General features: G+C 42.9%; 19 protein-coding genes. 5 read left to right on the forward strand and 14 right to left on the reverse strand.

What is annotated here, in order from left to right:
* Positions 1-19: 19 nt before the first annotated feature.
* The 8 genes from BLS49_RS04790 to BLS49_RS04825 form a co-directional block, all read right to left on the reverse strand.
* A complete protein-coding gene (locus BLS49_RS04790) occupies positions 20-679 on the reverse strand; it encodes a methionine ABC transporter permease (protein ID WP_091227156.1) in 660 nt (219 codons plus the stop codon).
* Positions 672-1,697, reverse strand: coding sequence for a methionine ABC transporter ATP-binding protein (locus BLS49_RS04795; RefSeq protein WP_091227158.1), 1,026 nt, complete (start codon positions 1,695-1,697; stop codon positions 672-674). Before BLS49_RS04795 ends, BLS49_RS04790 begins: the two co-directional genes overlap by 8 nt.
* Positions 1,698-1,732: 35 nt before the next feature.
* The gene (locus BLS49_RS04800) at positions 1,733-2,890 is read right to left on the reverse strand and encodes an amidohydrolase (RefSeq protein WP_425432112.1); all 1,158 of its coding nucleotides are present in this window, start codon (positions 2,888-2,890) and stop codon (positions 1,733-1,735) included.
* A 52-nt stretch (positions 2,891-2,942) separates the two neighbouring features.
* Positions 2,943-3,614 carry a GntR family transcriptional regulator gene (locus BLS49_RS04805; RefSeq protein WP_091227159.1) on the reverse strand — a complete coding sequence of 224 codons (672 nt, stop codon included), beginning with the start codon at positions 3,612-3,614 and terminating at the stop codon, positions 2,943-2,945.
* Positions 3,615-4,091: 477 nt separating this feature from the next.
* Entirely contained in the window at positions 4,092-4,301 is a 210-nt protein-coding gene (locus BLS49_RS04810) for a hypothetical protein (RefSeq protein WP_139173098.1), read from the reverse strand.
* Positions 4,302-4,633: 332 nt separating this feature from the next.
* Positions 4,634-5,419, reverse strand: coding sequence for a hypothetical protein (locus tag BLS49_RS04815; protein WP_091227162.1), 786 nt, complete (start codon positions 5,417-5,419; stop codon positions 4,634-4,636).
* Entirely contained in the window at positions 5,416-6,120 is a 705-nt protein-coding gene (locus BLS49_RS04820) for an ABC transporter ATP-binding protein (RefSeq protein ID WP_091227164.1), read from the reverse strand. Before BLS49_RS04820 ends, BLS49_RS04815 begins: the two co-directional genes overlap by 4 nt.
* Positions 6,121-6,489 (reverse strand): GntR family transcriptional regulator, encoded by a 369-nt coding sequence (locus BLS49_RS04825; protein WP_091227166.1) that lies wholly within the window; start codon positions 6,487-6,489, stop codon positions 6,121-6,123. It abuts the gene before it with no gap.
* 520 nt (positions 6,490-7,009) lie between these two features.
* On the opposite strand from BLS49_RS04825, the gene BLS49_RS24735 reads away from it, so the two are divergent.
* From BLS49_RS24735 to BLS49_RS04845, 5 genes are all read left to right on the forward strand, one after another.
* The gene (locus BLS49_RS24735; RefSeq protein ID WP_175471312.1) at positions 7,010-7,186 is read left to right on the forward strand and encodes a hypothetical protein; all 177 of its coding nucleotides are present in this window, start codon (positions 7,010-7,012) and stop codon (positions 7,184-7,186) included.
* 257 nt (positions 7,187-7,443) lie between these two features.
* Positions 7,444-8,181 carry an ABC transporter ATP-binding protein gene (locus BLS49_RS04830; RefSeq protein ID WP_091227167.1) on the forward strand — a complete coding sequence of 246 codons (738 nt, stop codon included), beginning with the start codon at positions 7,444-7,446 and terminating at the stop codon, positions 8,179-8,181.
* On the forward strand, positions 8,178-8,852 hold the full coding sequence (locus BLS49_RS04835; RefSeq protein WP_091227169.1) for an ABC transporter permease: 675 nt from the start codon (positions 8,178-8,180) through the stop codon (positions 8,850-8,852). The genes BLS49_RS04830 and BLS49_RS04835 overlap by 4 nt, the downstream gene beginning before the upstream one ends.
* 33 nt (positions 8,853-8,885) lie before the next feature.
* Positions 8,886-9,755 carry a DUF4097 family beta strand repeat-containing protein gene (locus BLS49_RS04840; RefSeq protein ID WP_091227171.1) on the forward strand — a complete coding sequence of 290 codons (870 nt, stop codon included), beginning with the start codon at positions 8,886-8,888 and terminating at the stop codon, positions 9,753-9,755.
* Between the two features lie 20 nt (positions 9,756-9,775).
* A complete protein-coding gene (locus tag BLS49_RS04845; protein ID WP_091227173.1) occupies positions 9,776-10,450 on the forward strand; it encodes an ABC transporter permease in 675 nt (224 codons plus the stop codon).
* A 181-nt stretch (positions 10,451-10,631) separates the two neighbouring features.
* On the opposite strand, the gene BLS49_RS04850 is transcribed toward BLS49_RS04845, so the two are convergent.
* The 6 genes from BLS49_RS04850 to BLS49_RS04875 all read right to left on the reverse strand — a co-directional run bounded on the left by BLS49_RS04850 (position 10,632) and on the right by BLS49_RS04875 (position 15,994).
* Positions 10,632-10,871 (reverse strand): hypothetical protein, encoded by a 240-nt coding sequence (locus BLS49_RS04850; RefSeq protein ID WP_175471313.1) that lies wholly within the window; start codon positions 10,869-10,871, stop codon positions 10,632-10,634.
* 178 nt (positions 10,872-11,049) lie between these two features.
* Positions 11,050-11,652 (reverse strand): ABC transporter ATP-binding protein, encoded by a 603-nt coding sequence (locus tag BLS49_RS04855; protein ID WP_091227175.1) that lies wholly within the window; start codon positions 11,650-11,652, stop codon positions 11,050-11,052.
* Positions 11,643-12,473 (reverse strand): ATP-binding cassette domain-containing protein, encoded by an 831-nt coding sequence (locus BLS49_RS04860; protein WP_091227176.1) that lies wholly within the window; start codon positions 12,471-12,473, stop codon positions 11,643-11,645. The genes BLS49_RS04855 and BLS49_RS04860 overlap by 10 nt, the downstream gene beginning before the upstream one ends.
* 14 nt (positions 12,474-12,487) lie before the next feature.
* A complete protein-coding gene (locus BLS49_RS04865) occupies positions 12,488-13,357 on the reverse strand; it encodes an ABC transporter permease (RefSeq protein ID WP_091227178.1) in 870 nt (289 codons plus the stop codon).
* A 1-nt stretch (position 13,358) separates the two neighbouring features.
* A complete protein-coding gene (locus tag BLS49_RS04870; protein WP_245742271.1) occupies positions 13,359-14,324 on the reverse strand; it encodes an ABC transporter permease in 966 nt (321 codons plus the stop codon).
* Between the two features lie 5 nt (positions 14,325-14,329).
* A complete protein-coding gene (locus tag BLS49_RS04875) occupies positions 14,330-15,994 on the reverse strand; it encodes an ABC transporter substrate-binding protein (RefSeq protein ID WP_091227182.1) in 1,665 nt (554 codons plus the stop codon).
* Positions 15,995-16,212 lie beyond the last annotated feature (218 nt).

The following is a 16,212-nucleotide window of genomic DNA, read 5'->3' on the forward strand; positions in this document are numbered from 1 at the left end:
CCCCCAATGTATGTTATTACTAGTAGCGACGAATTTTCCTTGCTAGTGTATTACCTAAAGATTGAATGCCTTGTACTAAAATAATGAGAATAATTACAGTAGCTATCACAACAACAGTGTCAAAACGTTGGTATCCATATACGATAGCCAAGTCTCCGACACCGCCGCCCCCCACAGTTCCGGCCATTGCAGTTGCGCCAATCAAACCGATCGTGGCAGTTGTCAAAGACAGGATTAATGATCCAACCGCCTCCGGCAGCAAGAAATACTTTATGACTTGAAATGGAGTAGCCCCCATCGACTCGGCGGCTTCAAGGATTCCCGGATTCACTTCAAGCAGGGAGTTTTCTACCAAACGTCCTATATAGGGTGCAATATAGATAATCAACGGTACGATCGCTGCACTTGTCCCAATTGAGGTCTGCACAATCAAGCGGGTGAAGGGTACAATCGCTACTAGCAAAATAATAAAAGGCAAAGAGCGTATAATGTTGATAATCGGATTTAGTATGGCATAAAGCACTTTGTTCTCCAAAACCCCACCTGGACGAGTGACTACAAGTAGTATCCCAAATGGAATGCCGATCAGCGAGCCAACAAACAAAGAGATTCCCACCATTTGAATCGTCTCGATAATCGCCTGCAGAAATTGATCACCGGTTATTGCTGTTTTAAACATCAGATTCTACCTCCTCTATACCGACTCCATTCCTTTTTAAGAAAGATAAAGCATTGTTAAGCTCTGATGCCTCTCCACTTAATTGAATAATCATGGTTCCCAATGTCGTTTCTTGAATCTCTGTCATATTCGCAAATAAAATATTGACCTTCACATCGCAGGAACGAATCATCTCATACAGGACAGGCTCAGAAGCTTTTGCACCGGCAAAACTAAGTTTATAACGATGACTGCCATGTTCTGCATGGATTGATTTTTGAACGCTTGAAGTAACGCTATTTTGAATAACCGTCTTGACAAAATTTTGTGTAGTCTGATGTTTGGGATGTCCGAAAACATCTAGAACGCTTCCTTGTTCGATAATCCGCCCCTCTTCCATCACCGCCACCTTGTTACAAATTTCTTGAATGACAGACATTTCATGAGTAATGATCATCACAGTAATGTTGTATTCAGCATTGATTTTTTTCAAAAGCTGCAAGATCGAATGGGTCGTCTGCGGATCCAAAGCAGAGGTCGCTTCGTCGCACAGTAGGATAGACGGATTCGAAGCAAGCGCTCTGGCAATCCCGACACGCTGTTTCTGTCCACCGGATAATTCACTCGGGTAACTGTCCGCTTTGTCGGTCAAACCAACAAACTCTAGCAATTCCAATACCCGCTGGCGAATTTCATTTTTATTCTTTTTTAATAGAACGAGAGGGATCGCCACATTATCAAATACTTTTTTAGATTCTAATAGATTAAAGTGTTGAAAGATCATGCCTATATTTTTCTTAGCAGCTCGTAATTCTTTATCATTGTAAGTGCCTAAATCACGTCCAGATACCAGAACCTGTCCTTTGGTTGGTCTTTCCAAATAATTGACTAAACGAATTAATGTGCTCTTCCCTGCACCACTGTAGCCGATAACCCCGAATATATCGCCTTTTTCGACCTTTAAATCGATCCCTTTAAGAGCATCAATTGTGATCCCTTTCCTAGTAAACGTTTTGTAAACATTCTTTAATTCAATCATTTTTATTCCCCCCAATCGTACTTCGAATTTTGGATTCAGGAATTAGCTTTCTCCTGCAGCTTCACCAGTGCTTGTTCGGCTAATAAAGCAAAATATTTGGCAGCAGGTAATATCGCAGCCTCATCAACATCGAAACGAGGATGATGTAAAGCATAGGCCGGGCCTGTTCCTATATTTACAAAAGCACCGGGTATCTGCTGTAAATAAAATGAGAAATCTTCTCCTCCCATTTGCGGCGGGATATCATGTACATCATAACCGGCTTGTGAGGCGATCTCTTTGGTAAAGTCAGCCCATTCTCCATGATTTATCGTTGCTGGAGGGCCTGGATACCAATGTAATTGTGCCTCTGCCCCAGCTGCTGCAGCGACCCCTTCGATAATTCTAGTCATTTGTATAGGTATGAGACGACGAATCTCTTCATTGTAAGTTCGAACCGTGCCTTCTAATTCAACTTGTTCCGGTAATACATTCCATGTAGAGCCTCCATTAATTCTGGTAACACTTAGCACAACCGGCTCTGTCGAACTGTTCTGACGGCTTACGATGGTTTGTAGAGCTGTTATGATTTGAGCTGAAGTCACTATCGTATCAACACCTTTTTCAGGAGTAGCCGCATGAGCGCCGACACCCTTTACAGTGATTTCAAACCGATCAACACCTGCCGTTAAAGCTCCTGTTCTCGTCCCAAAAACACCTGTAGGCAAGTCTGGTGAATTATGCAGACCAAATATAGCCGCAACATCCTTAAGCCCCCCTGAGGCCAAGACACTTTCAGCTCCATGTCCTGTCTCTTCTGCCGGCTGGAACAGCACTCTAACTCTTCCAGGCAAATCTCCTTCACGGGCCTTCAATAGGAGCGCAGCACCTAAAATAGTAGCCGTGTGGAAATCGTGACCACATGCATGCATTTTTCCAGGGACCTCAGAGGCAAAAGGCAATTCGGTTTGTTCATCTATCGGAAGTGCGTCAATATCACAGCGAATGGCTACAATAGGTCCTTTCTCCTGTCCGATCTCTGCGATGAGTCCGGTTTGCAACGGAAGATCCAGAATATGAATATTCGCATGGGTCAACCATTCCCGTAATTTCTCTGTCGTTCTAAACTCTTCATAAGCTAATTCAGGCTCTCGGTGCAAATTTCTTCGAACATCTATTAATTGATTAGCTAAAGCTTGATCAACCTCATTCAGTGGATTCATAGGTGATGTACTCCCCTTTCGATATGGCTCAATGGACACGAGCTCATGCCTCCTCGTTATCTTCAACCCCTTCGATTCGCTTGAGCGCAGTAGATAGGCTGCTTAAAATATGAGCTCGCATTGCTTGTTCTGCACCCTCTTCATTCTTCTCAGCTATCATTTGGAAGATCAGATCATGGCCTTCATCTGCCTGCTTGCTCCAATCTCCGTGCATAGAGACGAATCGACAGTAGCGAAGCGAATGATCTCTTAATTGATTCAGAACCTTCTCGAACGTTGTGAGCTGACTTATTTCAGATAAATAATCATGAAACTCAAAGCCATAGGATACAAAATTCTGATTATCACCAAGTTGGAAGGATTGCTTAATTTTTTTAACTATCGTCGTTAAATTATGAATATCTTTGTCAGTAGCGTTCCTAGCTGCACTTCTTGCAATATAGCCTTCAAGCATACTGCGAATAAGAAATATTTCTTCTACCTCTTTAATGGTGACTGTAGCTACCCGCAGCCGACCATTCGGCTGTCTAACGAGAAAGTTCTCATTCTCCAATCTCTGTATGGCTTCTCTTAGCGGAGTACGACTGACTCCGAGCAACGCCGCCAATTTTTCTTCGTGCACAGGTTGATTCGGCTCTAACTCACTATCAATAATTTTTTGTTTTAATGCATAGTAGGTATTATCCTTTGACAACCTCCGCGATCGTATCACCATTTATTGCTCCTTATCGATAATGTGTGGCTACAAGCCTAACAATATATTTGTATAATTGTATACAATTATTGGAATGGGATATATTTACACCCTAATGTATCCATATTATTCATCTTTATGTCTTTATTTAGATTGTGATTAGTAAACCTGTTTAAGCTTTTTTATACTATATTCCAATAATTCCACCTAGTCAAGTAGGGATTAGAAATAAAATTTCACCCATAATAAAACAGCCCAGAGCGTATCAATTCGCCTCGGCTTGTTCTATTCAATATGATCTCTTTGTATAAGAATCAATTGCACGGTAAGTATTTCTACTAGCTATTGTACTTCATGACAAATATTATCACTATATACTGCTTCGCTGTATAATATTGCCCATTTTAAATAGTTAACACAGGGTGGAAATTATTAAAAAATTTTATAATAAAAAAACAGTAAGAAAATGTTTCTCCTGCTTAGCATCGTCTTATACAATTAAGGTACTCCAATGTATTGATAACTAAAAGTCATCTCTCCTAGCTCTCTCGCCAAGAGCTGCGAAATTTCCTGGGAGAGGAGCCTGGTCAGCATGTCCTGCTGGCTATGAATGAAAAAGTGGTCACCGGGCAGCATGTGCAATTTAAAATCACTTGCAGTCAGATCCTTCCATGCCCATAACTGATTCTCGCTCACTTCTAGATCCATAGTTCCTCGGTCTATCTTGATAGGTATATGTATCACACAGCTGCATATCCGACCTCATGATGGGCAGAATCATATCCATGATTTCTTCGTTGTCTAGCAACATAGCATCACTGGCTTAACTGTATATGGGATAATCTCTTTCGTTTACGCAGGGATCAGCCGAGCCACCTCTGTAAACCGTATAAATAGATGCACTTAGCTGCACAAGGAAGACAAACCAAACGTTACAGTGGCTGCAGGATTTGTCTTCTTGCAAACGATCCACGAATTAGAAGACTTAAACTGGTAAATGCCGCTTCTCTACTCAACCTATTTCTTGTATATGACTATAACTAAACTTGAACCGCCTTATCCAGTAGTTTGCTGCTAATCCAGATGAGAAGTATCGAATAAACAAGCTGTGGCAGCATAATACCCAGCGAGAAAATCGTTAATTCAGATAATACATTAATAGCAGGTAGCGTCTCATGCTGATTCAATAAAAGTGGATGCAGCCACTCTGCCGAAGCTGAAGTAGTCATTCCCCATGATACCAACTTCGTATAACCTATCGTATCGTGAAATAATATCTGGAACAGGGTTGGTAACAATAAGAAGATAGCGACAAAGATTAAACCGAATCTGGTGGCACTTTTCGCAATAATAATAGCACAGACAACTTGAGTGCCTGAAAAAATAGCCATGATCATCGTGCCAACAAAAATACTCCAGAAATGAGTAACAAACCAGTCACTTGCTTGAATTACTAATTCATTACTCGTATCCAGTATCGAGCTATACAGCAGCACCAATAAGCTGTTGCATACTATTAATGACACAATCATCATCACAATTCCAGCGACGTACTTGGCTGTAAGAAGTACAAAGCCTGAATGCGGCAGGTTAAACCAGTGGACTAACGTTCTATTCTTCCATTCGGTGAAGATTGAATAAATGACCCATACCGGAAGATAGATGACATGGAATAAAATCATCACCAATAAGCTATAGAGTACGATCTGAGTCTCGTCGATAAAGAAAAAAACCGCTGCTCCGATTAAGATGAGGAGTATATTGAAGTAGATCCACATCTTCGACGCTCTGAATTCTTTATAAAATAACGTTATCCAGGATGTCATACACAATACTCCCTCATTACGTTTAACATACTTTGCTCACGTTCTTCTCGAATCTTCTCAGCTGAAGCATAAAGCGTCATCTGGCCTTCTTTCATGAAGATCGCATAGTCCAGGTAAGGCTCTATCTCGGACACCTCGTGAGAAGAAATAACAATGGTCTTCTGATAAATACAACCGAAATGAACAAACATTTTCAAAATATCCTCTCGTACAAGCGGGTCCAGCCCCGCCAAAGGCTCATCCATAAGCAGCAGCGGCACTCGACGTGCAAGTGCGATAGCAATATTCAATCGCATCTTGTTGCCCTTGGATAGCTGAGCCACCTTCTTATTTACATCAAACTTCAGGAACGTAACAATCTCTTCTGCTGCCGCCCTTACGAAGTCGGGATAGACCCTCTCGGCATAACCTATCGTCTCCTGAATCGTATAGAAGCCATATAAAGACTGATCATCTGTCACATATGCAATCTGCTTACCTGATTGTCGTGTTACCCTAGATCCATCTAGTCTTATACTACCTTCTGTGGGACGTAACAATCCGGCAATTAGGTTCAGAAGAGTTGTCTTACCGCTGCCATTTAGTCCAAGCAGTCCAACAAATCCTTGATCAGGCAACCTAAGAGAGACATTATTAACAGCCACAATCCTACCAAACCGCTTTGTAACCTGATCTAGCTCAACCGTAATTGAATGTTGCAATCAGGAACCCCCTTCCCTCTTAATCACTTCAGTAATTTGCTGCTGGATTTCTTCATTAGTGTAACCCATTTGCTTCATTGAATTTAAAAAAAAATTCACCTCTACTTCAGCCATCTGAGACCTTAGTTGATTTATTATTTCCTCATCATCAGTCACAAATGATCTTTGCCCCCGTCGTTTCTCAACCACACCATCTCGTTCCATGTCAGTGTACGTTCGCTGAATCGTATTGGGGTTCACTCCTACCTCAATAGCCATTTCTCTTACCGATGGCAGCTTGTCCCCAGGGCGGAGATTGCCATTACAGATGCGTTGATAGAAGTCATTCTTAATTTGCAAATATATCGGATGATCATTGGAGAATTTCATTATTTGCCCTCACTCTTTTAGTCTCCACATAATTCTATTTTATTCTATATATTGGTATCGGGCAACTAAAGATACACTTGTTACATCCATTTCATTATCAACATTATCTTTACTCCATCCCCTGAAACACTTCGAATCCCCTTCACACTGAACACCACGATGCTAAACTTTAATAAGTTAGAAATAGTCATAACATTATTTAAAAGTAAACAGTTTATCTTGATCTAGACGTAGCTGATAAACGGTAACGAGCATCATATTTCCATATGCCGAGCACAATCCTGTAAACACACTAATTGTAATTGAAGGTATGTGAGATCGAGTGCATTTCCTTGGAATACTTCCTTCACTAATGTAGGAGTTATTTATTTTTCTATTGATCATTCATACTATCTTAGTGTACTATGATAGTAATACAAATGGGGTAATTTTACAAGTTGCGAAATTGTTGGCGGGATATATTTCTTTTTACAGAGAAGAACATGGAAAAAATGGATTTTGAAAAGGAGAGGGATTAATCATGTCAACATATCAAATTATGAAATGGATATTTTTACTATGTGTTGTTACCTTGTTCTTGAACGGGTTTCTTTATGTAGGAATTAGAAAACCAGAGCTATTGTACAGTCTTGTAAGTGCAGCAGGTCTGGGACTAATCACCGGAATCACCGCTCTTCTAACCAGAAAGAAGAAATAAAATTATCGTTACTGCTCCTTCGGCCAACTCTCTATGTTTTACCCTATATTGTCTAATTCCTAAGACAAAAAATTATTCTGGTCAACTTGTAAAGAGAGGTATTCTATGATGAACAATAAACTCCCCCCTTCATCTCAAATCTATCCCTGACAGCAATCCTACTAAGGAGATTCCAGAGTTTATCAGCGGATCCTATCTGCCTGCGATACCAAATTCTCATTGAATATAAGGAATGAGAAGATAAAGGAGTGAAAGCCATGCTACAGGAACCTGTATTACAACTTCGTGATGTCAGCAAAACAATCGATAACAGAAAGATTATAGATCAAATGAATCTGGATATATTCCCAGGTGAAGTATTCGGTCTGCTGGGTCCCAATGGGGCTGGAAAGACGTCTACCATTCGATTAATCGTCGGCTTGACCTCGCTACAGCAAGGAGATATCGTGATTCACGGCCATAGCATTAGGACCGACTTTTCCAGAGCTATTTCCCAGGTAGGGGCTATTATAGAACAACCCGACCTGTATACGTATCTCACCGGCTATCAGAACCTGCTCCACTTCGCTCGTATGCATGAGAACATCGCGCATGATCGAATTATGGAGATGGCTGACATCGTAGGACTCACGAACAGAATCCATGATACTGTACGCAGTTACTCACTCGGTATGCGGCAACGATTAGGACTGGCGCAAGCACTGCTTCATTCCCCTTCATTGCTTATTCTCGATGAACCCACAAATGGACTTGATCCTGCCGGTATCCGAGAAACACGCGATTATCTACGCAAATTGGCTCATGCAGACAATACTGCCGTTCTCATCTCTTCCCATTTGCTCTCCGAGATCGAGCTGATGTGTGATCGGGTAGGTATTGTACAGCAAGGCAAGCTTTTGCAGACCCTGGAAATTTCAGAATTATCCTCCGCTTCTCAGTCCAAAACGCCTTTAGAGGATGCCTTCCTGAGAATCACAAGTGGGAATGTTATATGAAGTTTATCAATCTGGTTAAAAATGAACATATGAAGCTCTATCAGCAGCGAAGCAGTATCCTCTCACTGTTGATTGTATATGCATGCACTGCATTAGCGGTCATCGGACAGCGTTGGGGCAACTCGTGGCCCTTTTCAACTTATTGGGACAGCGTCTCGTATGCATTGCAGATATTTACCCAGCTTTTCATGTTGATCTCGATCATTATTTCCATCCATATGATTAGCAGAGAGTATTCAGCCGGTACCATTAAACTTCTGCTGATCAGGCCGCTGTCTCGAAGCTCGATCCTGTTATCCAAGTACATTACGATTCTCTTATATGCACTGCTTGGTATCCTAGGCAGCATTCCGCTGACCATGACCCTTGCAGGGATTATATCCGGATTCGAAGGATGGAATCAGATGGAGGGATTGCCAGTGATGATTAAGCTATTTGTAATGAAGCTGTTTATTTTCCCATTTTATATAGCATTGGCCTTTATGGTAACTATACTTACTCGTCATCAAGGCCTCTCCCTTCTTATTACGATACTATTCTTTTCCATTACTGTAAGTTTCGTTCCCGTGATCCCCGGAATGAGCACCTCTGTCACTTTTTTGTCTTGGAGCCTGCTTAATGCAGCATTCCTTATCATTGGCTGGAGAGCATTCCAGCGACAAGAGGTATAACAAAAGAAAGAGCACCTGAAAGGAAGTCAAATCATGAAAAAACATATGACCTGGATCAGCCTGTTACTCCTGCTTGTACTTATTATTGCAGGCATAGTAGGAGTCAATAGTCTCTATACGGTTGATTTGGACAAGGAACAGAGTATTGAAGCAAATGGCATAGAAAATATTACAATCAGCAGTGATATCACGGACATTTATTTATCAATAAGCCCCGATAATCAAATACATGCGCAAATCACTGGCATAGCCTCCAAGCTGAGTGATTACGACGTTTTTCTGGTATCTGATAACGATCATTTGCACATACAGACACTTGAGAAGAATGCTGCTATCTCCTCACTCAGCCTGACCAAATCTGTCGGATTGCATATTGATCTACCCGCTAACCAACTCCAAAACTTAACCATTAGAACCAAATTCGGAAGCGTATATGCCGAGCAGCCCCTGACAACCGAAAATTTCAGCTTCAAAAGCAATCTTGGCGGTATTTATCTGGATTCTTATGCTGGTCAAGAGTTAACAGTTGATTCCGGCCTCGGAAATATTCAAATCAAGAAGCTGGAAGGAGATGCCTCACTAACTACAAGCTCCGGTCAAATAACCATTGAGCAATGGCGGCCGCTTAATAAGCAAAATAAGGTGCAGACGAATAAAGGAAATATTGAGGTTGGCATTACTTCCTCTTCACAGGCTCTATCCTTCTTGTTCTACTCCAACGGTCTAGTCCGTACAGATCTTGATGCTTCCTTCACAACTGTACCTGCTCCGCTTAGCCAGATCGGTATGAATCGAATAGCGGGCAAACTTGGTGAAATGACGGATCATCCTGCCAAGCTTGAGATTGGCAGCGACACAGGAAAAATTATCGTTAAAAAAAGTAAGAAATTCACTAAGTCTTGAAAGTAGGGGTGCTATTTTATATGAAACTGTTTGGATTAGTTCGTAATGAAAACATGAAGCTGTATAACATGCAGTCCACTTGGATCATGCTCTGCATATCTTTTGTTTCCATTCTAACCATCCTGCTATTAACCACACTTCAGAACCAGCCTATTAGCAATTACTGGACCGTTGTGTTCAACTTATTCCAGATGGAAAACCAGATACTATATGTTATTCTAATTCTCTTCGTCTCCCAGATCATCAATTACGAATTCTCATCAGGTACTGCCAAGCTTTTGTTCATTCGCCCCATATCCCGTTTGCAAATCATACTGGCAAAATGGATATCCAGCGTTCAGTTTGCATTTCTGGTTCTGATCATCAATCTCGTCTCCTGTCTGCTACTGGCTCTTCCAATGTCAGGAGGGGTTTCCTTGATCGGGGATAACCTGCAGCAACTCTATATTTTGTGCACCATAAAGCTAGTCGCCTTTATTTTATATACCACACTGTTCTTCTCACTAGCTGTTATGATTCGAAGTTCTGTTCTATTTATCATCATGTGCCTTGTTCTTATGGGATCACTTCAGAGCATGCCAAGTATGTTTATTTTTCCGCAGACCGGACTTTTGTTCTCAGCAGGCTGTTGGGTGATATTCTGTGGAAGCATCTTGATCTTTGCCCTAGCGCATTTTAAAAAGTCGGATATTTAACCAAGCAAAATGCTCCCCTCACTGCAGCAGGTTTTCTTTTTAAACCTATCTGCCGTAAGGGGAGCATTTCAAACTGGAGAACCCGTTCATTTAGTTTATATTATAAGTATGGATTTCGCCCAACAAGCTCCTATAATTCAAAGTGTATTCTTCTATCGTAAAATAACCGGTGTAAATGGAATCAACTATCAACAATAAATAACGACAATACCAAATTGATAATCGCCAATACTAGACCAATCGTAAGCACAAACGATGATCCCGATGCCGTTGCTTCTGTCATATCATTGGACACAGTGGATAAGTAAGTATTTTGTTTAGCTGATAAAAGCGAGACCATAACGGATATACCAATAGCACCTGCCACCTGCTGAATCGTTAGAAACGGCGAAATTCCGGCAATAGTGCAGTTTTTTTTCATTTGAATATTTCACCCAAGATAATTCCTGCAAATATGCAACTTATTTCTATCTTCAGCTCATATTTTGCCTTATTCAGAGAGAAAAACTGCACATTTGCTGGCTTTCTATAGAATTGTGCGAATTCATTGCAAAAAGCCTGCACATTTGCAGGCTTTAGGTTTTTGCTTTAATCATTGTTTACTGCTCCCCGACCTTAAATATACGATCACAAATTCGATTCAACAGACTCGTCTCATGGCTGACAACGATAACTCCGATATCCCTGTTTTTGCAGATGTTAAGAAACGAATGCCAAATTTTAGCTTGAGTAATCGCATCGAGCATGGTTGTCATTTCGTCAGCAATGATATATCTAGTGGCAGGATTCAGCGCACGAACTATGCAGAAGCGCTGCTTCTCACCACCGGACAGCTCGACAGGCCAGCGACTTAGCCATTCCTCCCGTATTTCAAAGGCATCGAGAATTTCCTGTGAGGGTGCATAGGATTCAGTCAAAACATCGCGCATGCGCCACTTGGGATTAATTGCTTTTTCCGGGTGCTGGTAGATCAATTGAACGGGGCGAAAAGTATGCCTCTCCATTACCTGATCATCCACCGTTACACGCCCTCTCTGAGGTGCAATGTACCCGGCCAAAATTCTGGAGAGCGTCGTTTTGCCGCAACCGCTATAGCCGGATAATCCCAGCACCTCGCCTGGAGCTACAGATATGTTCGTATCCTTCAATATCCAGCGGTCCTTGTGATAATAGTAACCCAGATTTTCCCCAATCAGAGACATGGTGCAACCACTGCCTTTCCCGTAACTTCCGTATCGAAATCATGCTGCGGTAAAGCTCTCCATAGCCTTTGGGTATATTCAGTTTTCAGCCGTTCACCATTGCCTTCAAAAGCCTCCGCCTCAGAGATTTCCACCGTAGTTCCGTCCTTGATGACAGCCACACGGTCCGCGATTTCAAGAGCCGACATGATATCATGGGTAATCAGCATCACTCCCGCACCATCATCGGCAAATTGCTTAAGCTGCTTCAAGATTTCAGCAAGCGCCTCAGGATGGATTCCGGGCGTTGGCTCGTCAGCAATAACAAGCTTGACGCCTTCCCTTACACTGGTTGCAAACAGCACCCTGCGCAGCATCCCGCCTGACAGCTCATGTGGAAACAGCCGACCATCGCTATTGTTCAAGCCATGTTGTGCAAAGAGCCGTTCCTGCTGTGCCTTTGCTGATTTCTTATTCAGGCCAATCTGAACCTGCTTTCCGACACGCATAAGAGGATCAAGATAATTAACCGATTGTGGGATAAAGGAAATTTCGCGTCCCCTAAGCTGTCCCTTCCTTTTGTCGGTCAACTCTTCACCCCTATACATGATGCTTCCGAGGCAGATGGCATTGCCAGGCAAAATGCCTAGCAACGCATGTGCCAATAGGCTTTTACCTGAACCGCTTGCACCTACCACGGCCACAATCTCACCTTCCGCAATGTCCACATGCATATCGTTGATCGGCCATATTACGCGCTTTTGCGTTCCCTTAACATATTGAGAGAAGCCAATCGACAGGTTTTCCACCTGTAGTAACGTTTTTTTCTGTGTTGAACTCAAGCTGAATCCCCCTTCTATTCATTCGAGCTTGCTGGTTCCAGCAAAATACGGAGCTGCTCACCTATACTGTCAAAACATTTAACGACAACTACTAACAGCAGACCCGGAAAAACAACCAGCCACCATTTTCCCGTTGAAATATGGCTCATCGCTTCAGACAATATAATCCCGATCGCCGGAGTTTGCGGAGACAGCCCGAAGCCGAGAAAGGTTAGCGCCGCTTCATGCAAAATCACATGGGGAAACATGAGCAAAAACCCGATCATAATTTGCGGAAAAATCGCTGGCATGATGTGCTTTCTTGCAATGTACCACGGAGATTTTCCATAGCTTCTGGATATTTGGATATATTCGGCGCTTTTGATTTGAAGCACTTCAGAACGCACTACCCTTGCTAATGCTGTCCAATGAGTTAAAGAAATGCTCAATACGATACCATGAATACCTCCACCTGCGATAAAGCAAATCAGAACCATAAATACAAGATGCGGCATACCAATAAATAAATCGATGATCCAGGAGATAACTGCATCCACCGCCTTACCAAACGTCGCCGCGCAAATCCCCATAACCGTTGCGATAATAACGCTGATCAAGGAGGCGAATGCCCCCACTGCCAATGACAGACGCAAACCCTTCATCGTTCGCGTCAGCATATCCCGTCCAAGCCAATCCGTTCCGAACAAATGTCCCAGACTTGGGGCAAGGTTTTTGTTCGTTGCATTCAAGCGAAGATGGTCATTGCTTAGCCAGAAGCTAAGTATCAGAATGATGAGCAAAAAACCGGAGGATATCGTTAGCCACAAGAGCATTTTTTTTCGGACATTAAATTCCCCGCCTACTTTCACTCCTTGGACTTCGATCTCCTCTTGTATACTCAGCATACTAAACCACCCCCTTCGTTCGTGGATCAACGATTCTGTTCAACATATCAGCAATCAGATTGCCTGCAAATACAAACAAGGAGCTGATCAGAATAATGCCTACCATTAAGGGAAGATCACCTTTTAAACCGGCAGTCGTCAAGGTGCTGCCAAGCCCCGGATAAGCAAACACCTGCTCCGCCAGCATAGAGCCTCCGAACAGCTCGCCAAAATAAGCAAATTGCAGGGATATGGCAGGAATGATGGAGTTACGAAAGCCGTGGTTTTTGAAAATTTGCCATCGGCTTTCGCCCCTCGCCATAGCAAAGGTAACGTACTCCGTGTTCAGGATATCGATCATTTTCTCGCGCGTATGCATCGCCACATTGGCAACGCCCAGAATGCTTAAAGTCAGAGCTGGCAGCACAAAATGATGAATCCGGTCAATGAAACGCACTTCGCTTTCCAGCATTCCAGCCGGAACCGCCAAGCCTACGGGGAACCACTTAAGCCAGACGGCAAACACGATTAACAGTATAAGCCCCATCCAGAAAATAGGGGTGGATACCAGCGTATAGCTGTACCATTTAATGATTTTATCTATTTTTTTACCCCGATTCATAGCAGCGGTCATCCCTAGCAAATACCCGAAAACCCCTGATAAAATCCACGCAGTGCCCATTAACGCCAATGAGGTCAAGAATCGACTCTGGATAATATCAATGACCGGACTCCGATACAGCTTAGAGATGCCAAAGTTGCCCTCCAGCATCGCCCCTGCCCAGAACAAGTATTGCTCTACCGGGCTTTTATCCACGCCCCAATACTCTTTAAATTTCTCAATTTGCTCCGGCGATGCCGAGCTGTCTCCGCCGATGTATGCGTTAACCGGATCAAGGGGGGACAGATGAATCAACGAAAAAGTCAGGACAGATAACCCGAATAACAGCGTTACTACACGAATCAGGCGGACCACTATGCTTTTCATTACGATCATTTGCCCCAAGTCCATTCTGTAACATTGCCAAACAAAGCCCATTCATGACCGTGGGAGTGAATCGGCTGCTTGCCGAGATCCAGCTTCTCATTAGCCAGGTACAAATGGTCTACACGCACCAGCCAAACAATCGGCGCATCTCCAATTCCGCTAAATCCGGTTGTTCCATCCCACTGAGCAAGCTTCCAGTACTTGTTTGACTCCTCCTGAGTAGGTGCGGTTAACGCCTTGTCCAGATACTCATCGACCTTGGGATTGCGATAATATGACATATTGTTGATGCCCTGATCGAACACCTTGGAGGAATTCATTGTGTATAGCTGATGTGGGTGATGTCTCCCCCCTCCCCAAGCCACTGCGGCGGTCTTGCCTTTCACATAAATATCATCCCAGGTCGTACCCACCGTGTTCATCTTGATGCCGAATTCAGCGGCCTGATCTGCTACAGCTAATGAAAGGTCACTGCGAAGCTGGTCACTTGAGCTAAAATAAAGGGTAAACTCAGCTTTGCGACCGTCTTTTTCTACAATTCCGTCCTTGTTCGTATCCACCCAGCCCCCATCAGCAAGTATCTTTTTGGCAGCTTCGACATCACCATCCTCAGTAACGGTCTCTTCGTTAAACCACGGCATATTGTCACAAAGACAATACGCCTTCTGCCCGTAACCGTTCAATGCGACATCAAGAAGCTCCTGACGGTTAAGACCAACATTCAGAGACTGACGTATTGCGAGATCGCTGGTCACATCATTGCCGTACTCCACCTCTTTGCCATTAGTCAGACCTTTGCCGCCGCTCGGTTGTGTAGGCAGCATAATTCCACGGGAGTCAATGCTCTCATATATGCGAAGTGTCATCCCCTCCACCTGCTGCTCCGCGAATGTCGGAGGAACATAGACGATGTCGGCCTCACCAGCCTTTGCAGCAGCCAATGCGGCGTCCTCTTCATACAGCAGAAAAGTCAGCTTTTTGAATTGGGGCTCTGTCCCGTACCAGTAAGGATTGTATTCCATAATAACCTGCTGCCCATCATCGTATTGAACAATCTTATACGGTCCTGAACCAATCGGATTCTGTGAATAATGGTCATCGTAATGAGCCTTCGGAACAATCCCGATCTCAGTGAGCTGGCTTACAAAGGTGGAACGCGGCTCGTTAAGTGTAATGACAACGGTGTGGTTATCAGTAGCTTCAATCGATTTCACAAACGACAAATCGAATTTAATACCGTCCTCTTTAAGCATTTCATATGTAAACTTTACATCTCCCGCGGTAACCTGCTCCCCGTTGGAGAATTTAGCATCCTCGCGTAATGGGAAGGTCCACGTCAGCGCATCCTCGCTAATCGTATAGGATTTGGCAAGATCCCCGATAAAGTTAAGCTCTGGGTCAATCGTAAGCAACGAGCTATGCGTCAGACGAATTTGTGTCATTCCCCAGCCTTTCTTCGGATCAAACTGCCCTCCGTCCATTTTTCCTACTGCAAGCACCAATTCCTCTTTATCCGTTTGCGAATTTATTGCACTAGATGCATCATGATTTGCTGTCAATTCAGATGAACCAGACTCACAGCCTGTCAATAACAAAAACACCGAAAATGCGCTTAGAAAATACGATAAAGCCCTCTTTCTTGCTAACCATCTTCTATTTGATGCTCTCATGAGATACCTCCACAGTATGGTTGTTTATTAATAATAATCATTACTATTAATATCGTGTTAATTGTAATTATTACGATTAAAATTGTCAATAATTTCTTCTTCTTTATATGGAATCACAATGTAAAAGAGCTTTTCACTAATAGACGAACAACCAAAATTATCGTATAATAACATTGTTATATAACATCGTTATATAACGTAATCACAAGGAAATGGGG

This window comes from Fontibacillus panacisegetis, assembly GCF_900102215.1.
Lineage (GTDB): Bacteria > Bacillota > Bacilli > Paenibacillales > Paenibacillaceae > Fontibacillus > Fontibacillus panacisegetis.

Coding starts and splice junctions, on each gene's coding strand:
- BLS49_RS04790 (WP_091227156.1), bottom strand. CDS start 679: ATGTTTAAAACAGCAATAACCGGTGATCAATTTCTGCAGGCGATTATC.
- BLS49_RS04795 (WP_091227158.1), bottom strand. CDS start 1,697: ATGATTGAATTAAAGAATGTTTACAAAACGTTTACTAGGAAAGGGATC.
- BLS49_RS04805 (WP_091227159.1), bottom strand. CDS start 3,614: ATGGTGATACGATCGCGGAGGTTGTCAAAGGATAATACCTACTATGCA.
- BLS49_RS04810 (WP_139173098.1), bottom strand. CDS start 4,301: ATGGATCTAGAAGTGAGCGAGAATCAGTTATGGGCATGGAAGGATCTG.
- BLS49_RS04815 (WP_091227162.1), bottom strand. CDS start 5,419: ATGACATCCTGGATAACGTTATTTTATAAAGAATTCAGAGCGTCGAAG.
- BLS49_RS04825 (WP_091227166.1), bottom strand. CDS start 6,489: ATGAAATTCTCCAATGATCATCCGATATATTTGCAAATTAAGAATGAC.
- BLS49_RS24735 (WP_175471312.1), top strand. CDS start 7,010: ATGTCAACATATCAAATTATGAAATGGATATTTTTACTATGTGTTGTT.
- BLS49_RS04830 (WP_091227167.1), top strand. CDS start 7,444: ATGCTACAGGAACCTGTATTACAACTTCGTGATGTCAGCAAAACAATC.
- BLS49_RS04835 (WP_091227169.1), top strand. CDS start 8,178: ATGAAGTTTATCAATCTGGTTAAAAATGAACATATGAAGCTCTATCAG.
- BLS49_RS04840 (WP_091227171.1), top strand. CDS start 8,886: ATGAAAAAACATATGACCTGGATCAGCCTGTTACTCCTGCTTGTACTT.
- BLS49_RS04845 (WP_091227173.1), top strand. CDS start 9,776: ATGAAACTGTTTGGATTAGTTCGTAATGAAAACATGAAGCTGTATAAC.
- BLS49_RS04850 (WP_175471313.1), bottom strand. CDS start 10,871: ATGAAAAAAAACTGCACTATTGCCGGAATTTCGCCGTTTCTAACGATT.
- BLS49_RS04855 (WP_091227175.1), bottom strand. CDS start 11,652: ATGTCTCTGATTGGGGAAAATCTGGGTTACTATTATCACAAGGACCGC.
- BLS49_RS04865 (WP_091227178.1), bottom strand. CDS start 13,357: ATGCTGAGTATACAAGAGGAGATCGAAGTCCAAGGAGTGAAAGTAGGC.
- BLS49_RS04870 (WP_245742271.1), bottom strand. CDS start 14,324: ATGAAAAGCATAGTGGTCCGCCTGATTCGTGTAGTAACGCTGTTATTC.
- BLS49_RS04875 (WP_091227182.1), bottom strand. CDS start 15,994: ATGAGAGCATCAAATAGAAGATGGTTAGCAAGAAAGAGGGCTTTATCG.